This window comes from Shewanella sp. 125m-1 (assembly GCF_052977065.1).
The window spans coordinates 73,341-92,415 of record NZ_JBRILT010000016.1; the positions used below are offsets into that span (position 1 = coordinate 73,341).

Below are 19,075 nucleotides of genomic sequence, written 5' to 3' on the forward strand. Positions count from 1 at the left end.
TAGCGGCTTTTTTCATCTTTTTAACAAATTATTAAATCACGCAGATTTAACACTTCATTTTAGCAATAAACTTACACGGATAATTTTAACCGTGGGCTTCAGCTAGATATAACCAAGTATCGATAACCGTATCAGGGTTTAACGAAACAGTATCGATGCCTTGCTCAACCAACCAAGCCGCGAAGTCAGCATGATCTGATGGGCCTTGACCACAAATGCCAATATAAGCGCCTTTGTCTTTAGCCGCTTTAATTGCCAAAGCAAGCAAGGCTTTAACTGCATCATTACGCTCATCGAACAGATGGCTGATGATGCCTGAATCACGGTCAAGACCAAGGGTTAGCTGAGTCAAATCGTTTGAGCCGATAGAGAAACCATCGAAGTGCTCAAGGAACTGTTCAGCAAGCAGTGCGTTTGAAGGCAGCTCACACATCATGATAACGCGTAAACCATCAACACCACGTTCTAGACCTTGCTCTTTAAGAAGCTCAATCACCTGTGCAGCTTCGCTCACTGTGCGAACGAATGGGATCATGATTTCAACGTTTTTAAGGCCCATCTCGTTACGAACACGCTTAATGGCTTCACACTCTAGTGCAAAACAATCGCGGAACGACTCAGAGATATAACGGCTTGCGCCGCGGAAGCCCAACATTGGGTTCTCTTCTTCTGGCTCGTATCGGTCACCACCAACCAAGTTTGCGTATTCGTTTGACTTAAAGTCAGACATACGAACAATCACTTTCTTTGGATGGAAAGCTGAAGCAATCGTAGCAATACCTTCAACTAATCGTGCTACGTAGTATTCAACTGGAGACTCATAACCCGCGATCATCTCGTGGATCTCTTGTTGAAGCTCAGCAGTTTGGTCGTTGAACTCAAGCAATGCTTTAGGGTGAATACCAATCATGCGGTTAATGATGAACTCAAGACGCGCAAGACCAACACCTTCGTTAGGCAAGCGAGCAAAGTCAAATGCTCGGTCTGGGTTACCCACGTTCATCATAATTTTCATTGGTAGATCAGGCATTGAATCTACGCGTGATGAAATCACTTCAAAGTCTTGTAAACCATTGTAGATAAAGCCAGTGTCACCTTCAGCACACGAAACGGTAATTTCTTGACCATTTTTGATACGCTCAGTCACGTCACCACAACCAACAACAGCAGGAACGCCAAGCTCACGTGCGATAATCGCAGCGTGACAAGTACGGCCACCACGGTTAGTAACAATCGCGCTTGCGCGCTTCATGATAGGTTCCCAGTCAGGATCTGTCATGTCGGTAACAAGCACGTCACCAGGCTGAATTTGATCCATGTCGTCGATTGACTTAAGTACCTTAGCGACACCTTTACCAATTTTGTGGCCAATGGCACGACCTTCACAAACAACGTCACCTTGAGTCTTAAGGTGGTAACGTTCAATTAGCTGTACATCTTCACGAGAACGAACAGTTTCTGGACGAGCCTGTACGATATACAACTTACCGTCGTTACCATCTTTAGCCCATTCGATGTCCATTGGACGACCGTAATGCTTCTCGATTGTCATCGCCTGCTTAGCAAGCTCTTGTACTTCTGCATCGTTGATTGAGAATTCACGGCGTTGGTCAGCGGCGATATCTTCAATCTTAACTTGCTTACCATGGGATTCATCATCTGAATACACCATCTGGATTAGCTTACTACCGATGTTACGGCGTACTACTGCTTTATGACCTGCAACTAATGTTGGCTTATGAACATAAAATTCGTCAGGGTTAACCGCACCTTGAACAACCATTTCACCTAGACCAAATGATGAAGTAATAAAGACTACATCATTGTTGCCAGACTCAGTGTCCATGGTGAACATAACACCTGAAGCCGCTTTGTCTGAACGCACCATACGCTGAATACCAGCTGACAGTGCGACGCCTTTGTGGTCATAACCTTGGTGAACACGGTATGAAATTGCGCGGTCATTAAACAAAGAAGCAAATACATGCTTAGTTGCTTCTAAAACGGCTGCGTAACCCTTAACGTTAAGGAAAGTTTCTTGTTGGCCAGCAAATGATGCATCCGGCATATCTTCCGCGGTTGCTGAAGAGCGAACTGCAAATGATGCGTCCGTTGTTTCAGAGCTAAGCTTGTCGTAAGACTCACGTACCGCTTGCTCAAATTCTGGGTGGAACGGGGTGTCGATAACCCACTGTCTGATCTGTGCACCGGCTGTAGCGAGTGCGTTCACGTCATCTACATCTAGAGATTCTAGAATTTCGTATATCTTCTGGTTAAGTCCGCTTTGTTCAAGAAATTCATTGAACGCAAAAGATGTTGTCGCAAATCCACCAGGCACTTGAACGCCTGCATTTGATAGATTGCTAATCATCTCTCCAAGAGAAGCGTTTTTACCGCCTACCTTGTTGACGTCACCCATGCCTAATTCTTGATACCAGAGTACGTATTGCTGCACAGTTCTTATCTCCGCAAGTATATTTTAGTGTGGCTCTTCACACGAGAGCAACAGCATCTTACACTCCATGACAAGAAGCGTAAATGTATAATTTTATTTGTAATTTTATTACTACAAGAGGTCAAAATGTTGCGTAAAGTATTTTATATCTCAGATGGGACTGCGATCACAGCTGAGGTATTCGGCCATGCAGTGCTTTCACAATTTCCTTTGGAATTTGATGCACTTACAATCCCATTCGTTGAAACAGAAGCCAAAGCAGAAGCTGTTAAGGCTCAAATAAATGATTGTTTTATTACAACAGGTGAACGGCCTCTTGTTTTCCACTCCATCGTAAAAGCTGAGATCCGTGATGTTATCTATAGCAGCGAAGGCTTAGATTATGACTTTTTGAACACTTTTGTGGCGCCATTAGAGAAACAACTAGGTATTGCTGCTACGCCAGCTTTGCATCGTACTCACGGTAAAACGAATGACAGTTATGAAGCGCGTATTGATGCCATTAACTACGCCATGGAAAATGATGACGGCCAAACCATGAAACATATGGATAAAGCCGACCTCATTTTATTAGGTGTATCGCGCTGCGGTAAAACGCCATCAAGCCTATATCTTTCTATGCAGTTTGGTATAAAGGCAGCGAACTATCCGTTTACTGAAGATGACATGGATAATCTAAAGCTACCCGACGCATTAAAACGTAATAAAGGTAAGCTATTTGGTTTGACCATCGATCCTGAAAGATTGCATGAGATCCGTCAAAGTCGTATGTCAAACAGCCGTTACTCGTCATTACGTCAATGCCGAATGGAAGTTAAAGAGGTAGAAATGATGTATAAACGTGAACGGATCCCTTACGTTAATACAACCAATCATTCTGTCGAAGAAATTGCCACTAAGATCATTGAAGCAACAGGCTTAGAGCGTCACATGTTCTAAATCTAGTGCAAGGCATTAGCGCTGAAATTAAAGGCTTTTTAAAATGAAAGCCTTTAATTTATATCAAATAATTATCGATTGAGTGAAAATTAGCTTCATTTTTAAGGCAATTGCCACTGTGCACAGCCAAACTATTAGTTATAATCCGAGGTAATCAGGCGAAAGCCCATACGAACGCTCGGTATTGTGAATGACCATTAAAACAGACGAACTACGCACCTCCCTTTTATGTAAGGTAATTTCACCTGCACAACTCGCTTCTGAATATCCTTTAACACAAGATGCCGCTGACTATTTAGTCCAGCAGCGCCACGAAGTTGAAGCCATTATTAATGGTGATGATCAACGCTTACTTGTGATTATTGGTCCATGTTCAATCCATGACACTGAAGCAGCACTCGATTACGCTCAGCGCTTAGCTAAATTGCACCAGCAATATAAAGACGACTTATGCATCTTAATGCGTGTTTACTTTGAGAAGCCGCGTACAACCGTTGGCTGGAAAGGCCTTATTTCAGATCCAGACTTAGATGGCAGCTTTAGCCCTAATAAAGGCCTACGTAAAGCACGTCACCTTCTACAGCAGATCACTGAACTTAAGTTACCTATCGCAACTGAGTTTTTAGATATGGTAAATGGCCAGTATATTGCGGATCTGATCACCTGGGGCGCCATTGGCGCACGCACCACTGAAAGCCAAATTCACCGTGAAATGGCCTCAGCACTTTCGTGTCCGGTAGGCTTTAAAAACGGCACTGACGGTAATATCGATATTGCAGTTGATGCCGTTCGCGCAGCGCAAGCTCCACATATCTTCTATTCACCGGATAAAGATGGTGCTATGGCCGTTTATCGCACTCACGGTAACCCATTTGGCCACATTATTTTACGTGGCGGTAAAGAGCCTAATTATCACAGCGATGACATTCAAAAAGCAGCGGCACAGCTTGATAGCGTCGGTGTGACCCAACGTATGGTTATCGATTTTAGCCATGGCAATAGCCGTAAAATGCATAAAGAGCAGCTCAATGTCGCTGAATCGATTATGCAACAGATGGCGCAAGGCTCTACAGCCATTGCAGGTATTATGGCTGAAAGCTTTATCGAAGAAGGCAACCAAAAAGTTGTTGCTGGTGAAGAGCTGATTTACGGCAAGAGTATTACCGATGCGTGTATTCACTGGGATGACTCTCTGGCATTGCTCAGCGACTTAGCCAAAGCATCGCGTGCGAGAATCGAATTGCTAAAGCAAAAGTAAAACTCGCTTGAGTAAGCTGAAGCTCTATAAGATAAACGCACCCGCTCAATGAGTTGGTGCGTTTTTTTATTAGTCGATGTAAAAGTAACTTTAAGTATATGAATCAAAAGTAAAATATATATCAAGCGACTAACCTTTAAAGCCGGTTCACTTTCTACCCAATCACAACCGGCCCAACCTGTTATAAAATTACAAAAACGGCTATAATATCGCCTCATTAATGCATAACCATAGGTTGCCGTATGCCGTTAACTCAAACTCCCGCAAAGTTTCCTGAAGAGGTCGCTCTTCGAATCGAACAATCAGAGGCTCGCGTTATCAAGGCCGTATTCCCTTCTATCACCAATCATCACAACACGCTTTTTGGTGGCGAAGCATTAGCTTGGATGGATGAAACCGCTTTCATTGCAGCGACCCGTTTTTGCCGTAAGACCTTGGTTACTGTGAGTTCGGATAGAATTGATTTTAATAAGCCTATTCCTGCGGGTTCATTAGCTGAGATTATTGCCAGAGTTATTCATGTGGGTAATACCTCAATTAAAGTTGAAGTGAACATTTTCGTTGAAGACATGTATCAAGATCTAAGGGATCACGCTATTCGTGGCGTATTTACCTTTGTCGCTGTTGATGAGCAAAGAAAACCGACTGCAGTGTGGCCGCCACATTGTTAATCGTTAGTCTTCTTTAGCCAGGATAAACAAAGATTGAGGGCTGCATCGTTAGCCCTTGTCTGTAATCAGGCTCTGTCACTCTTATTATCCATTTCTATCTTTCACTATTAACATCCATTCCTATCTTGCAATACTATCTTCCTATCCAGTCTTCATTCTGACCTTTAGTCTTGCCTTGCTTTTGAACACTAGCAGACTCACACCTTTGCATAGATAGCCTGCAATGGTGACTTTAGACCAAAGTCTAACTTCGACAATTATTTTAACAAATAGTAACTTTTCCAGTAAAAAGCCATAGAACCCCTTGTCATTTATCTGTTACATTGAACTACCTTCACGTGCAACCAAAACAACCCTATAAAGCCATGAAGCCTGAAAATTTAAATATAATAATAGCCGATGACCATCCGTTATTTCGCAACGCACTTAGACAAGCACTATCGTCTGAATTCATTAATACTCAATGGTATGAGGCAGATAGCGCAGATGCGCTACAGGCCCTACTCGAGAATAATGACATTGAATACGATGCAGTGTTATTAGATCTTCAAATGCCCGGTTCTCATGGGTATTCAACCCTGATCCACCTCAGAACCCACTTTCAAGAGCTACCTGTTGTAGTGATATCAGCTCATGAAGATAACCTCACTATTAGCCGCGCGATTCATTATGGTAGCTCTGGATTTATCCCTAAGTCTTCTTCTATGGAAACCTTAGCACAAGCATTAGAAGCGGTATTATTTGGTGATATTTGGTTACCCCAAGGTGTTGAACTTCAAGAAATTAACGAAGATGACACCAACCAAATGGCGAGTAAACTTGCCGATTTAACACCCCAGCAATATAAGGTACTGCAAATGTTTGCTGAAGGTTTACTCAATAAGCAAATTGCCTATGATCTTGGTGTGTCAGAAGCCACGATTAAAGCCCATGCTACGGCGATATTTAGAAAGCTTGGCGTAAGAAACCGCACTCAAGCTGTGATTGCGCTACAGCAACTTGAGATGGATAAGGTCGATATCTAGTCCATAAGCAAAGTGTTGTAGCCAACCTATCTATAAACTAAAACGCTTCGAGTACTCGAAGCGTTTTTTTATTGATCCGTTTAACGAAAGTTCTCCATCACCTTGTAATACATCATTCCTAGCGCTAATGCCTGGTTGCCAAACCATTCATTAAGCGGAATACGGTAGTGGGACATTTGCGCAAACAGATCAAACTCTTGTTGTTCGCCAATAATAGCACTTGCCATGATCTCACCCATAATATGAGATGTCGCCACACCATGGCCTGAATAGCCCTGGCAGTAATAGACATTAGGTGACACTTTGCCCAATTGTGGGATCCGATTAAGTACAATTCCAGCCAACCCGGTCCATTCAAATTCAATATCAACATCTTTAAGTTGTGGAAAGGTTCGCTCGATTGCAGGTCTCAACTCTGCAGCGACATGTTTAGAGTCTCGGCCAGAGTAATTGGTCCCGCCGCCGAACATTAATCGGTTATCTGCGGTTAAACGGTAATAGTCGAGCACAAAGCGCGTATCGTAAACTGCCACATCTTGGGGAATTAAACTCCTGGCCATTTCTGGTGATAATTGAGCCGTTGCGCAGTTACCCAATGAGGCAGGAAATAGCATTCCGCGTAATTGTTTACGGGCCAATTTATGATAAGCGTTACCCGCTAGCACTGCGCTATTGGCAACCACTTTACCCTTAGCTGTTGTTACGGTAACGAGCGCTCCATCATCAATATCAATCACCGCTGAGTGCTCAAAAATTTGTGCGCCAAGACCTTCTGCGGCTTTCGCTTCACCAATACACAAATTAACTGAATGCAAGTGCATATTGCGTTTATTTAGCAAGCCGCCATGATAGAGAGGAGTATTAACATATTGCGCCAATTCCATTTTATCCAACATGGCCAGTTCACTGTCCATGCCTCGCAAGCAACCTTCGTTATAGGTTTTCTCAAGCTCTTTTAAGTGACTAGCTTTATAAGCGGTATGGATATGCCCAAATTTTAAATCGCACTCAATATTATACTTTTTAACACGTTCTTTAATAATGTCATGTCCACGCCAGCGCATATTCCACACATACTCTTCCGCCTCTGTGCCGATACAATTTACCAGCTGCTTGGTCATGGCTTGATCACCCGACAGACTCCCTGTCACTTGACCACCATTGCGTCCGGTTGCCCCCCATGCAATTTTATTCGCTTCTAAGATTGCAACTTTGAATCCTTTTTCTGATAGCTCTATCGCGGTGGCAACTCCGGTAAAACCTCCCCCAACAATGACCACATCAACACGGATCTCCCCTTCCAATTCAGGGTAATCGGTTTCGTTATTAATGGTAGCGTTATAATAAGAGTTGCAGCGTGGCTCGGACATATCGATTCCCTTTGAGTAATCAGTTACTTCTTGTTTTATATTTTTTACAAAATCTAGATTTTGTTCAGTATATCCATCTAACCAGTTAGGTCAAGAACATAAAATCGGCAACTCTCTAAATTAAAAAATTCATATTTCCCGCAAAGTGATAGTAGTACAGCCTTGCTGGTTAAATCTGTTTACTTCACTGTAAGCAATAACTTGTCGAGATATATTTGAGCGACTATCTTCAATAGTGAACGTCAAACTTACACATAAGCCAATAATGTATTGTCGAAAGCTGTACCCGGAACATACCTAGGGTGAGATAAGCAGAACTGACTATAACTAACCAAGGAAATTGATATGAAAAAGCTCGGTCTAGTCATGATTATTTTAGCGCTTAGCGCCTGTGCCTCTTCGCCTGCAACATGGAAAGGTATGTCTGAAGGAGATATTGCAGCATGGAAGGAAATTGGCTTTAATGCAGAGCAAGCTCAAAATTGGAATCGTGCGGGCTTCAACGCTGAGCAATCAGCAGCCTGGAGCAAGGATGGATTTAACTTAGAAGATGCACAAAGCTGGAAAGATCAATCCTTTACGCCTGAAGAAGCTAAAAGCTGGAAAACCAGCGGCTTTGATCTTGAAACTGCACTTGAATCACGAGAGCAAGGGCTAACGCCTGTAAAAGTAGAATAAAATCCACTTACAGTCTCCTAACGAGTGCTTAAATAAGCCTCAATATTTTCGCTACGCTCATCTTAATGGCTATGCATCCAGCCTGAGCCTCCTAGTTAAAAGCTGAGAGTGAAAAACTAAGCATAAAAAAGGTACGCAATTGCGTACCTTTTTTATGCTTACACTCTTTATACTTACACTTTGTTTTACTTAAATTATCTTGTCTTTATATTTGCTTTATTTACAGCCAATCGTCACTAACTCTTTTTGACTAAGCTAGAAATAAGCGCTCTTAACGCAGCAGGTTTAACCATTTTCGCCATATAGTGATAACCCCGCCTATGCATATCATCAATCAGATCTTTACGAGTATTAGCAGTGATAAGTATGCCCGGCAGATGCTCGCCATATAAACTTCGAATTCCGTCCATTGCATCAACGCCATTTTGACCATCATCCAAATGATAATCGGCAAGTACAATGTCAGGAGCCACTCCTTTAAGGCCAAGTTTGATCCGAGCATCGGCTAAATCTTTGGCACATATCACTTCACATTGCCAACGACTTAATAAACTCTCCAGTCCCGCTAAAATGGCTTCTTCATTATCAATGCACAGCACTTTCACACCCGCGAGTGGTTGCAGTAGTGACGTTACTTTCTTTGGCTTAGGAGCTGTGTTCTTCTCACCTAGTGGCACTCGAATGGAGAACACCGAGCCTTTTCCAAGTTCAGAACTCACATTAATATCATGGGAGAGTACTCGACTAATTCTATCTGCTATCGCCAATCCAAGACCTAAGCCACTGACACTTTTACTCTGTGGATTATCAAGACGTTTAAACTCTTTGAAGATCTCTGTCGTTTCGCTTGCGTCGATACCGCAACCAGTATCAATAACTTGGATCTCAAGCTCGGCACCTCGATGACGACAACCTAGTAGCACTCTATTCCCCTTGGCATATCGATAGGCGTTAGTCAGGAAATTCTGCAGCACACGGCGTAATAAGCTTTGATCTGAGTTTATCGTTACCGAGCTAGCGACAAAACTGAACTTAATCAAGCAATCCTTAGACATAGCATCAAACTCAACGGCTAAACCGTCCAGCAAATCTGCTATAGAAAAGTCACGTCTATTTACCTCCACCATTCCAGAATCAAGCTTAGAGATATCAAGCAGATCGGTGAGTAGCTCACCGGCAATTTTAAGCGAACTATTCACATGATTAAGAGTCGTTTTCCCCTCTAGGTCAAGATTCGGATATTGCGACAAAGAAGCGGTAAATAATCTTGCGGCATTTAATGGTTGCATCAAGTCATGGCCTACAGCGGCAAGGAATCGACTTTTAGATGCATTGGCCATCTCCTCTTGCGCCTTAGCCTCGAGTAACTTGCTATTAAGCAAGGCTAACTCATAAGTACGTTCTTTAACTCTAGCCTCTAATGTTTCATTGGCCTCTTGCAGTGCTTCAGCTTGCTGGCGATACTGAGTAATGTCGGTAAAGTTCATAACAAAACCGCCGCCAGGCATTGGATTCCCCTGGATCTTAATCACTTTACCGTCTTTGCGTTGCCGCTCTGACACATGGGGCGTGCCATTGCGCATATGTTGCACCCGTTTTTCTACATGTGCTGCTATATCCCCTTCACCGCAATATCCTCGCTCAGCATTGAAGCGTACGACATCACTAATCGGCATACCTGAGTGCAAAAAGTTATCTGGATAATCATATAGCTCAGCGTATTTGTAATTCCAGGCAACCAAATTTAGGTCTTTATCGACCACACTCATGCCTTCATAAGCGTGTTCAATCGCTCCACGCAGCATGTCTTGGCTTAAGATTATTTTAGATGACGCTTCATCAACTAAACTAAACACTTCATCTAATGCTAAATCGCGGCCTTGCAAAACCGAATCCAGTACCAGTGATGCACTTGAGGCCCCTAACACCCCTGCTAACATATGCTCTGTGTGAGCGATAAGCTCTGGTGGCGCCATTTTATGCCAGCTATCACTTTTTACCGCCTCTTCTGAAAATGCAGAAAAGCTCTCATAAGCACGGGTTGGACTGACAAAGCGGCTGGCAAGAATAAGTAAGTCTTGCTGTGAAACCGCGACACTCTTACGATTATTGTCTTTTTTAAGCTGACCAGGTGTCACAAAAGCACTTGCTTGCATTCGCTCGGCAACACCCGCTCTAAACCAGACTGAACCCAGCATATAACAGGCACAGTTTGCCAATAAGGCAATCAGAATATCGCGCACATTGGGCGTGATAGATTCGAGCAGCGCAAAATCAGTCGTCATAATAGCCGGAGAATTCACCGCACCTTGCAGCAATATGTAACACCAACAACTAAAGCCAACCGCAAGCCCTAAGAACACACCACTACGGTTACCATGCTTCCAGTACATCCCCCCTATCAGTGCCGGAGCTAGTTGCGCAAAAGCACCAAATGACAGCATACCTAACGATGATAGCGAGTCATTGTCCATGAACGACAAGTAACTAAAATAACCTAGTCCTAAAATCAGAATGATTGCTAAGCGCCGTGCATTTAATAATAGCTGTGAAAACTGACTGAAATTTCGTGCTTTAATCTGGCCAGTGCGGAGCATTAATGGCACTAACCACTCATTACTCACCATGACACTAATGGTCACTACAGCAACAATCACCATGCCTGTAGCAGCAGAAAGTGTACCTAATAGGGCAACAACCGCTAGCCAAGGCTGATTCAACGCCAATGGAAGATTAATCACATAGGTGTCAGCTGCAACCGCATCACCCAGTAATAACTTACCCGCAAGTGCAAGAGGGGCAACAAACAGCCCAAATAGCAATAAGTAGAGAGGGAATAACCAACGCGCTTTTAAGATGGTGCGCTCATTTTCACACTCCACCATCATCACATGGAATTGCCGTGGCATACATAAAAACGCGGCCATACCAACTAGCAGCTCCGGCATTAAAGACTCAAGGCGGAGATTAGGCTTGTTAATTAAGTCACGCTCGCTAGCTTGTTGCCAGATATCACCAAAGCCATCAAAGACACCGAAGCTAATAACAATACCTACCAGTAAAAAAGCCCCTAATTTAACTAACGATTCGAAAGCGATGGCTAACATCATTCCCGGATTATGTTCAGTTGCATCGAGTTTTCGTGTTCCAAATAAAATGGCAAAAATCGCCAAAATTGCAGTGATAATCAATGAGACTTTACTGCCATTAAACAATGAACCATCGGGCTGAAAAAGGTTGAGACTGAACACCATCGCTTTTAGCTGTAGTGCAATATAGGGCATGATCCCAAAGAGGGCGATGAGGGTAACAATGGCGGCAAGTAACTGAGATTTGCCATATCGCGCGGCAATAAAGTCAGCAACAGAGGTAATATTTTGCGCTTTAGAGACAATGACCATTTTGCGCAGTAAGCTGAAACCAAAAACAAAAATAAGAATAGGGCCGATAAAAATGGGCAAGAAAGACCACAGATCTTGAGCTGATTGACCAACGGTACCGAGAAAACTCCACGAGGAGCAATACACCGCCAAGCTTAAACCGTAAATCCAAGTCTGGATCCGTTTAGTGATCCCACTGAACCAACGCTCCGCGCCCCAAGCAAGCAGAAACAGTAGCAACACATAAATGAGGGCAATGCTGCCAACCAAAACAGTCAAATTCATAGGATTCTCTTTTTTTTAACTATTTTGCGGTAAAAAACGAATGAAATCCAGCCGAAATAAAATTACAAGCAACTAAAAAATAAGGAAAATATTTTACTAGACCAAGGTCTAATAGAGAAATCCCTCTCTCTCAATCCATACTCAGCTTACGCATTATTAGATAAGGGAAGCCCAATGAGCACGCAGTCTCTCTATAAAGTACCAAGTGAAATCGCTGCAAACGCACTTGTAAACGATGAACAATATAAAAAAATGTATCAAGAGTCGATTGTGAATCCTGAAGGTTTCTGGAGAGAACACGGCAACCGTATCGACTGGATCAAACCTTTTACTAAGGTAAAGAAAACCTCTTTCGATGACCACAACTTGTTTATTAAGTGGTTCTATGACGGCACGCTCAACGCATCCGCAAACTGTTTAGACAGACACTTAGAACACAATGCCGATAAGCTGGCGATTATTTGGGAAGGCGATGACGCAAAAGATCAGCGCACCCTTACCTACGGCGAGCTACATGCGCAAGTGTGTAAATTCGCTAATGCACTTCGAAGCCAGGGCGTACGCCGTGGCGATGTAGTCACTATTTACATGCCTATGGTGCCTGAAGCGGCTATTGCTATGCTTGCATGTGCCAGAATAGGTGCCATTCACTCTGTTGTCTTTGGTGGGTTCTCACCAGACTCGATTGCCTCACGTGTCATTGACGGTAATTCAAAAGTAATAATTACCGCCGATGAAGGCATTCGTGCAGGCCGGATCATTCCACTGAAAGCCAATATCGATGATGCACTTGCTCACCCTGATGTGGATTGCATCGAAAAAGTCATCGTGATGAAGCGTACTGGCGGCGACATCAACTGGGTTGAGGGTCGTGACATCTGGTGGGAGTCTTTAATGGAGACGGCATCAGAGCATTGTATTGCAGAAGAAATGGGCGCAGAGGATCCACTGTTCCTACTATATACATCAGGTTCAACCGGTAACCCTAAAGGTGTGCTACACACTACGGGTGGTTATATGGTTTACGCAGCCATGACCCACGAATATGTCTTCGACTATAAAGACGGTGAAGTCTATTGGTGTACTGCTGATGTAGGCTGGATCACCGGCCATTCTTATATGGTTTACGGCCCGCTAGCCAATGGCGCAACAGTGCTTATTCATGAGGGCGTACCAAACTACCCAAGTCCTGCACGTCTAGGTGAAATGATTGACCGCCACAAGGTAAATATTCTTTATACGGCACCAACCCTTATCCGCGCGCTGATGGCGGAAGGTAAAGAGCAGTTTGCAGGGTTTGATGGTAGCTCTTTGCGTATAATGGGCTCGGTAGGTGAACCGATTAACCCTGAAGCTTGGCGCTGGTACAACGATGTGATTGGCCATGAAAAGTGCCCAATTGTAGATACTTGGTGGCAAACGGAAACTGGCGGTATTTTGATTAGCCCGCTCCCTGGTGCAACAGATACTAAACCGGGCTCTGCAACCCGTCCATTCTTTGGTGTGCAGCCTGCACTTGTCGATAATATGGGTAATATTGTTGATGGTGCCAACGAAGGTAACTTAGTTATCTTAGATTCTTGGCCTGGGCAGATGCGAACAGTATTTGGTGACCATGACAGGTTTGTACTGACATACTTCAAAACCTTTAGAGGCATGTACTTTACTGGTGATGGTGCTAAGCGCGATGAAGACGGCTATTACTGGATCACAGGCCGTGTTGATGATGTGATTAATGTGTCAGGTCACCGCTTAGGTACTGCTGAGGTTGAAAGTGCGCTAGTCGCTCATGAGCTAGTCGCTGAGGCCGCTGTTGTCGGTTATCCACATGACATCAAAGGACAAGGGATTTACGCCTATGTCACTTTGACCAAGGGCTCTGTAGAGACAGAAGAGCTACGTCAGGAACTTCGCCAATGGGTAAGAAAAGAGATTGGCGCCCTTGCCACACCCGATCTTATTCAATGGGCTGGCGGTTTACCTAAGACGCGTTCAGGTAAAATCATGCGTCGCTTCTTACGTAAGATTGCTGCAAATGAAGTTACTAACTTAGGTGACTCGTCTACACTCGCCGACCCTGCGGTAATAGATACATTGATTGAAAGCCGACTTAATCGCAGCGAGTAAGCCTTAGCAAATATATCTTAGCAATAAAGCCAAGATAAACAATTCTATTGTTTGACCTCCCTAGCCCCTCTCAGAGGGGCTTTTTTTTATGCCTCATCTTGCGCTGGAAAGTCGTCATAAAACAATCCTCAAAATTTTGCTTATCGCATTGAGCCAAATGTGGGATCATTTCCTTTATAAAGTCGTATTTAATTAGGTTCTTTTCGTGCAACTGAGAGATTATCAGCAGCAATCTGTTGACGCAGCGATTCAACATTTCAAATCAAGTTATGACTCCGCAGTTTTGGTTTTACCCACTGGCGCAGGTAAAAGTATCGTCATCGCTGAACTCGCCAGAATAGCTAAAGGCCGAGTGTTAATCCTTACGCACGTTAAGGAATTAGTTGCTCAAAATGCAGAAAAAGTGGGGCTATTAACCACCGAAGCTAAAATCTACTCGGCGGGACTCAACCAAAAGTCCACCGACGGTAAAACCGTTGTTGCCAGTATTCAATCAGCGGTAAAGCAACCCGCTCAATTTGATGAGCCATACAGCTTAGTGATTATTGATGAATGTCATCGAGTTAGCCCTGATAAAGATAGTCAATATCAGCAGCTACTCACTCACTTAAAGTCTAAAAATAGTCATATTAGATTACTGGGGCTAACCGCAACTCCCTACCGACTCGATTTAGGCTGGATATATCGCCATCATTACCACGACAAGGTTGGCAACACCGAAAAGCCTGTATTTGAAAAGTGTATATTTGAACTCCCAATGCGCCCACTGATTAAACAGGGATTTTTAAGCCAACCTAAGATGTTTGATGGACTCAGTGCTCAATATGACTTTAGTGAGCTAACGGCCTCGCCAACGGGTGAATACAATGAAAAAGAAGTTAACTCCATCCTTAACCATTGCGGCCGTGCAACCACCGCCATCGTTAAGCAATTAATCGCATTTGGACAACATCGGCAAGGGATCATTATTTTTGCCGCCACGGTTAAGCATGCTGAAGAGGTTGTCAGCAAGCTCCAAGGTGAACAAGTGGCACTGATCACAGCTAAAACCTCTCGTGATGATCGAGATACCTTAATTCAAGCGTTTAAAGCAAAACAAATTAAGTATCTCGTCAATGTTGCAGTGTTAACTACAGGCTTTGACGCTCCTCATGTCGATCTTATTGCAATACTGCGCCCTACCGCTTCTGTAAGCCTTTTTCAGCAAATGGTTGGCCGCGGTTTAAGAGTTGATAAAAATAAGACTGAGTGCCTTGTTATTGATTATGCAGCCAACGGCTATGACCTGTTCTACCCAGAAGTGGGTCAACCCAAGCCCAACAGTAAGTGTAAGCCAGTGCAGGTACACTGCCCAGTGTGCGACTTTGCTAATATATTTTGGGGCTTAACCGATAATGATGGTGACATTATCGAGCACTTTGGCCGCCGCTGTCAGGCTCTAGTAGAGAGGGATGGACGTAAAGAGCAATGCGATTTTCGATTTCGCTCTAAAGCTTGCCCTAATTGTGGTGAAGAAAACGATATTGCTGCAAAAGTGTGTCAGCACTGTCAGGCCATTTTAGTCGACCCTGATAAACGATTAAAAGAAGTCCTACAGCAGAAGCATCACCACCTTTTTAAATGTCAAAGTATGCTTCTCGAACCACAAGCTGAACGTTTGGTTGTTCGATATATTGATCTTGATGGCAATGACTTTTGCCGCTACTTCAAGATGCAAACTCCTGCACAAATTCGTGCTATGTTTGCCCTATTTATCTTCCCTCATAGTCGAACACCAGGCATCAAGCATAAGAAGTACAAATCAGCACAAGAAGTCAGTGATGATTCAAACATGTTCAGAAAACCAGACCTGTTATTACTGAAAAAAGGTAAAAAAGGCTGGGAACTGATGGAGACTATTTTTGATTACAAAGGTCGTTATCAAACTGATAAGTCACAATTTGAATAAAAATCAGCAATACGATTAACATGACCTCTAATATCGATTAGAACAATTGCAATAGCTATGATATAAAGTGCTCAAGCTATTTTTGAGGAAGCTATTATGTTCGTTGTTATTTTTGGTCGTCCAGGTTGCCCATATTGTGTTCGTGCAGTCCAAGTTGCTGAGCAACTTACAGAAAAACGTGAAGATTTTAAATTCAAGTATGTTGATATCCACGCTGAAGGGATCAGCAAAGCGGACTTAGAAAAGACAGTTGGTAAGCCGGTCGAAACCGTCCCACAGATCTTTGTTGACCAAGTTCATATTGGTGGCTGTACTGAGTTCGAACAATATGTAAGAGATAACAACTTAATGCCAGCTGCATAAAGTTAAGTACAATAAAAAAGGAGGCTATCCCCTCCTTTTTTATTGTACTCAGTCACACTTAATAAGTCTTTCTGCTCAACTAGAGTACATATTTCATCGAGAAAATGACGCGATTCAGTTCACCGTCTACACCATTTTCTTTGGTGTTTTTCGCATACATATACTCAACACCCACAGTTAATGGTTTAACTGGCGAATAAAGTAAGTTGATATAGCCTGAATAAGAGTCCTTATTTACAGTCCCCCCCGTAAGAGCAACCTTATTATCCGCTTTAAAACCCGAACCTGTGATACTGGTTCTCCATTTATCATTCCACCAGTGACGATAAGAAATAAAACCACCATATGACTCAATGGTCTGAATATTACCTTTAGCATCAAGTACGCCAGCGTTGGCATAGTTTAGCGCCATATAACGCCCTAATCCTTCACCATAGGTAGCAGACATCTTGATATCATCTTGACCTACAGGGATAACACCAGTGAAACTCAAACCATAACCGAATTCTGACGAATCTATAGGATTAGCTGTATTTTTATCCATTTCGACATTTAACTGACGAGCAAGGCCTGCAAAAGTAAATGCCATACCACTTTCAGTTTTCATGTTATAGCGAGCGACAAAATCAGGAACCATCCCACTACCACTGGTTATTCGACTGCTACCACCTGTTGCATTGCGGTAACTATTAACCGTTGTCTCAGGGTTTTCTGCCGAGAACTGAAAACCACCATTAGTGTATCTAACCTGACTTTGACGAACAAAGGGCGTACCATCTGCCGCGCCAATAAAATCGAGATTTTCAGGTAGTGCTCCCGGATTTTGGAAAGTGGTCCACATCTGTCCAGCGGCCCAATTATCAAAACTCACAAATGCTTGGCGAATACGTGGCGAATAGCTATTGGACACGCGCTCATTACCATTATCCGTGGTCATAAAGTCGAGTTCAATAAAGCCTGATAACTTATGGCCATCAAGATCTGTAGATGTTTTAAAATTAAACCGTGATTCTCGTGCTTGGAAATCGACGACTTGCTTACCATTACTTGGATCGCCATAAATAGTACCTGGCACATAAAATTGACGAGATAAACTACCTGAACCTGGCGCACCATTGCTGTAATCACTAAACATTACATCTGCTTTGACATAACCACCAAATTTAAACTCAGTATCAGCTTGGACACCGAAGCTCATTGCTGCAATAGTTGCCGCACCAATAAGCGTTAATTTTGCTTGTTTCATTCCCTTTCTCCCTGATATTTTTATTATCCATACAAAATATGACCGAGTTAACAACTAGACAACATTAGCAATAGGTCTATCAGACCAAGGTAGAACACTCATTGCTAATTAACTATATTCGCATTTAACGATTAAAATATTAGTAAAGAATTATACAAAGTGTTAATTCTAGATAAGAAATTGATCCACTATACTGCAGGTGACAATAAAGACATTACAGTTATCAGCTTGGAAGTAAAACTCCGAAGCTTATCAAGCCCCCTTCAATAGCCTTCAAATTCAAACACTTAGCGAGCAAAGTGTATTTCACATCTTCTTTTGACACAAATTTGAAATTTTAGTGTAACGCTTGAAAATATCTTTAAGACTATTATAAAAAAATAGCGGAGCTTAACAATACAGAGCTCTAGTAACCTTGCTTCTCTCAAACAAAACTATCTACTTTAATTCCATTCCAGCGTAATTAAAGCGACAGTTCCAAACTTTTATAAGTGCGCAAACACTCTCCAGAATTTATTTGGTTGCATGCTAGGCTGGTGTCTCCTCATTAATCTCGACAATAGTTAACTCAAACTAATCCTAAATTGTATGGGGTAATGAACATTGCAGCTTTTCAATTAGAAGCTTCGACCAATTCGGTCAATTCGGTCAATTCGGTCAATTCGGTAAAGGGTAAATCCAACCCCATGTTCAATAATAAACAGCAATGTGATAATGAAATATTAAAGGCTGACTGCGACTTTAAAATCATACAGAGAAGAGTATTGGAGACAAAACTAACAAGTCGTTAGTTGTGAAGGATTCGAACTTTCGAGCAATTGAACTAATTAAACAGAGAGTAAAGCTAACTGTATGATCAATAATTAGCAGGATCAATTATGCATTCGACTAAGCTATCAACGCATAATCTATAGGTATAGGTATAGGTATAGGTATAGGTATAGTTACATAAAACGAATAGACGGTGTACTTGCTAGTGATATTTCTGACTGAATAGGGAAAGTATATCGAGGATATTTGATAAGTGGTGGACTGTGAAGGATTCGAACCTTCGACCAATGTGGTAGTTAAGAGTAAAGCCAACTGCATGTTCTATAACAAACGCGACTGAGTTTAGTCACTAATTTTGATTAGCTAGCCAATTTCTTGATTTGTTTGAGAAAGTAAAACTAAGGATGAGCAAGAAGTGGTGGGCTGTGAAGGATTCGAACCTTCGACCAATGTGATAGTTAAGAGTAAAGCCAACGGTATGATCTATAACAAACGCGACTGAGTTTAGTCACTAATTTTGATTAGCTAGCCAATTTCTTGATTTGTTTGAGAAAGTAAA

The 19,075-nt window shown here is 42.7% G+C and carries 12 protein-coding genes; 8 read left to right on the top strand and 4 right to left on the bottom strand.

Annotation, left to right across the window (positions count from 1 at the left end; all coding sequences use genetic code 11):
• Window positions 1-85 precede the first annotated feature (85 nt).
• Entirely contained in the window at window positions 86-2,455 is a 2,370-nt protein-coding gene (gene ppsA, locus ACVBIK_RS09540) for a phosphoenolpyruvate synthase (RefSeq protein WP_447164213.1), read from the bottom strand.
• Window positions 2,456-2,581: 126 nt separating this feature from the next.
• Between ppsA and ppsR the strand changes: the two genes are divergently transcribed.
• The 4 genes from ppsR (at window position 2,582) to ACVBIK_RS09560 (ending at window position 6,348) form a co-directional block, all read left to right on the top strand.
• Window positions 2,582-3,394: a posphoenolpyruvate synthetase regulatory kinase/phosphorylase PpsR gene (gene ppsR, locus ACVBIK_RS09545; RefSeq protein ID WP_447160002.1), complete on the top strand. Its 813-nt coding sequence runs from the start codon at window positions 2,582-2,584 to the stop codon at window positions 3,392-3,394.
• A 190-nt stretch (window positions 3,395-3,584) separates the two neighbouring features.
• The gene (locus ACVBIK_RS09550; RefSeq protein ID WP_447164212.1) at window positions 3,585-4,652 is read left to right on the top strand and encodes a 3-deoxy-7-phosphoheptulonate synthase; all 1,068 of its coding nucleotides are present in this window, start codon (window positions 3,585-3,587) and stop codon (window positions 4,650-4,652) included.
• Between the two features lie 242 nt (window positions 4,653-4,894).
• A complete protein-coding gene (locus ACVBIK_RS09555) occupies window positions 4,895-5,323 on the top strand; it encodes an acyl-CoA thioesterase (RefSeq protein ID WP_447160005.1) in 429 nt (142 codons plus the stop codon).
• A gap of 365 nt (window positions 5,324-5,688) precedes the next feature.
• Window positions 5,689-6,348, top strand: coding sequence for a response regulator transcription factor (locus ACVBIK_RS09560; RefSeq protein ID WP_447169553.1), 660 nt, complete (start codon window positions 5,689-5,691; stop codon window positions 6,346-6,348).
• A gap of 80 nt (window positions 6,349-6,428) precedes the next feature.
• Here the strand turns inward: ACVBIK_RS09560 and ACVBIK_RS09565 are convergent, their stop codons facing one another.
• Window positions 6,429-7,718 (bottom strand): NAD(P)/FAD-dependent oxidoreductase, encoded by a 1,290-nt coding sequence (locus ACVBIK_RS09565; RefSeq protein ID WP_447164210.1) that lies wholly within the window; start codon window positions 7,716-7,718, stop codon window positions 6,429-6,431.
• Between the two features lie 345 nt (window positions 7,719-8,063).
• Here ACVBIK_RS09565 and ACVBIK_RS09570 point away from each other — a divergent pair, with 345 nt between their 5' ends.
• Entirely contained in the window at window positions 8,064-8,396 is a 333-nt protein-coding gene (locus ACVBIK_RS09570; RefSeq protein WP_447160007.1) for a hypothetical protein, read from the top strand.
• A 236-nt stretch (window positions 8,397-8,632) separates the two neighbouring features.
• Here ACVBIK_RS09570 and ACVBIK_RS09575 read toward each other — a convergent pair whose 3' ends face one another.
• Window positions 8,633-12,061, bottom strand: coding sequence for a PAS domain-containing hybrid sensor histidine kinase/response regulator (locus ACVBIK_RS09575; RefSeq protein ID WP_447169547.1), 3,429 nt, complete (start codon window positions 12,059-12,061; stop codon window positions 8,633-8,635).
• A gap of 174 nt (window positions 12,062-12,235) precedes the next feature.
• On the opposite strand from ACVBIK_RS09575, the gene acs reads away from it, so the two are divergent.
• From acs to ACVBIK_RS09590, 3 genes are all read left to right on the top strand, one after another.
• A complete protein-coding gene (acs, locus tag ACVBIK_RS09580; RefSeq protein WP_447169548.1) occupies window positions 12,236-14,188 on the top strand; it encodes an acetate--CoA ligase in 1,953 nt (650 codons plus the stop codon).
• A 205-nt stretch (window positions 14,189-14,393) separates the two neighbouring features.
• Window positions 14,394-16,136 carry a DEAD/DEAH box helicase gene (locus ACVBIK_RS09585; protein ID WP_447169549.1) on the top strand — a complete coding sequence of 581 codons (1,743 nt, stop codon included), beginning with the start codon at window positions 14,394-14,396 and terminating at the stop codon, window positions 16,134-16,136.
• A gap of 96 nt (window positions 16,137-16,232) precedes the next feature.
• A complete protein-coding gene (locus ACVBIK_RS09590) occupies window positions 16,233-16,499 on the top strand; it encodes a GrxA family glutaredoxin (RefSeq protein WP_447169550.1) in 267 nt (88 codons plus the stop codon).
• A gap of 79 nt (window positions 16,500-16,578) precedes the next feature.
• Here ACVBIK_RS09590 and ACVBIK_RS09595 read toward each other — a convergent pair whose 3' ends face one another.
• On the bottom strand, window positions 16,579-17,745 hold the full coding sequence (locus ACVBIK_RS09595; RefSeq protein WP_447160011.1) for a DcaP family trimeric outer membrane transporter: 1,167 nt from the start codon (window positions 17,743-17,745) through the stop codon (window positions 16,579-16,581).
• Window positions 17,746-19,075 lie beyond the last annotated feature (1,330 nt).

Bases quoted from the DNA above. Each gene is read 5' to 3' on its own strand.
- ppsR (WP_447160002.1), top strand. From the start codon at position 2,582: ATGTTGCGTAAAGTATTTTATATCTCAGATGGGACTGCGATCACAGCT.
- ACVBIK_RS09550 (WP_447164212.1), top strand. From the start codon at position 3,585: ATGACCATTAAAACAGACGAACTACGCACCTCCCTTTTATGTAAGGTA.
- ACVBIK_RS09555 (WP_447160005.1), top strand. From the start codon at position 4,895: ATGCCGTTAACTCAAACTCCCGCAAAGTTTCCTGAAGAGGTCGCTCTT.
- ACVBIK_RS09560 (WP_447169553.1), top strand. From the start codon at position 5,689: ATGAAGCCTGAAAATTTAAATATAATAATAGCCGATGACCATCCGTTA.
- ACVBIK_RS09565 (WP_447164210.1), bottom strand. From the start codon at position 7,718: ATGTCCGAGCCACGCTGCAACTCTTATTATAACGCTACCATTAATAAC.
- ACVBIK_RS09570 (WP_447160007.1), top strand. From the start codon at position 8,064: ATGAAAAAGCTCGGTCTAGTCATGATTATTTTAGCGCTTAGCGCCTGT.
- ACVBIK_RS09575 (WP_447169547.1), bottom strand. From the start codon at position 12,061: ATGAATTTGACTGTTTTGGTTGGCAGCATTGCCCTCATTTATGTGTTG.
- acs (WP_447169548.1), top strand. From the start codon at position 12,236: ATGAGCACGCAGTCTCTCTATAAAGTACCAAGTGAAATCGCTGCAAAC.
- ACVBIK_RS09590 (WP_447169550.1), top strand. From the start codon at position 16,233: ATGTTCGTTGTTATTTTTGGTCGTCCAGGTTGCCCATATTGTGTTCGT.
- ACVBIK_RS09595 (WP_447160011.1), bottom strand. From the start codon at position 17,745: ATGAAACAAGCAAAATTAACGCTTATTGGTGCGGCAACTATTGCAGCA.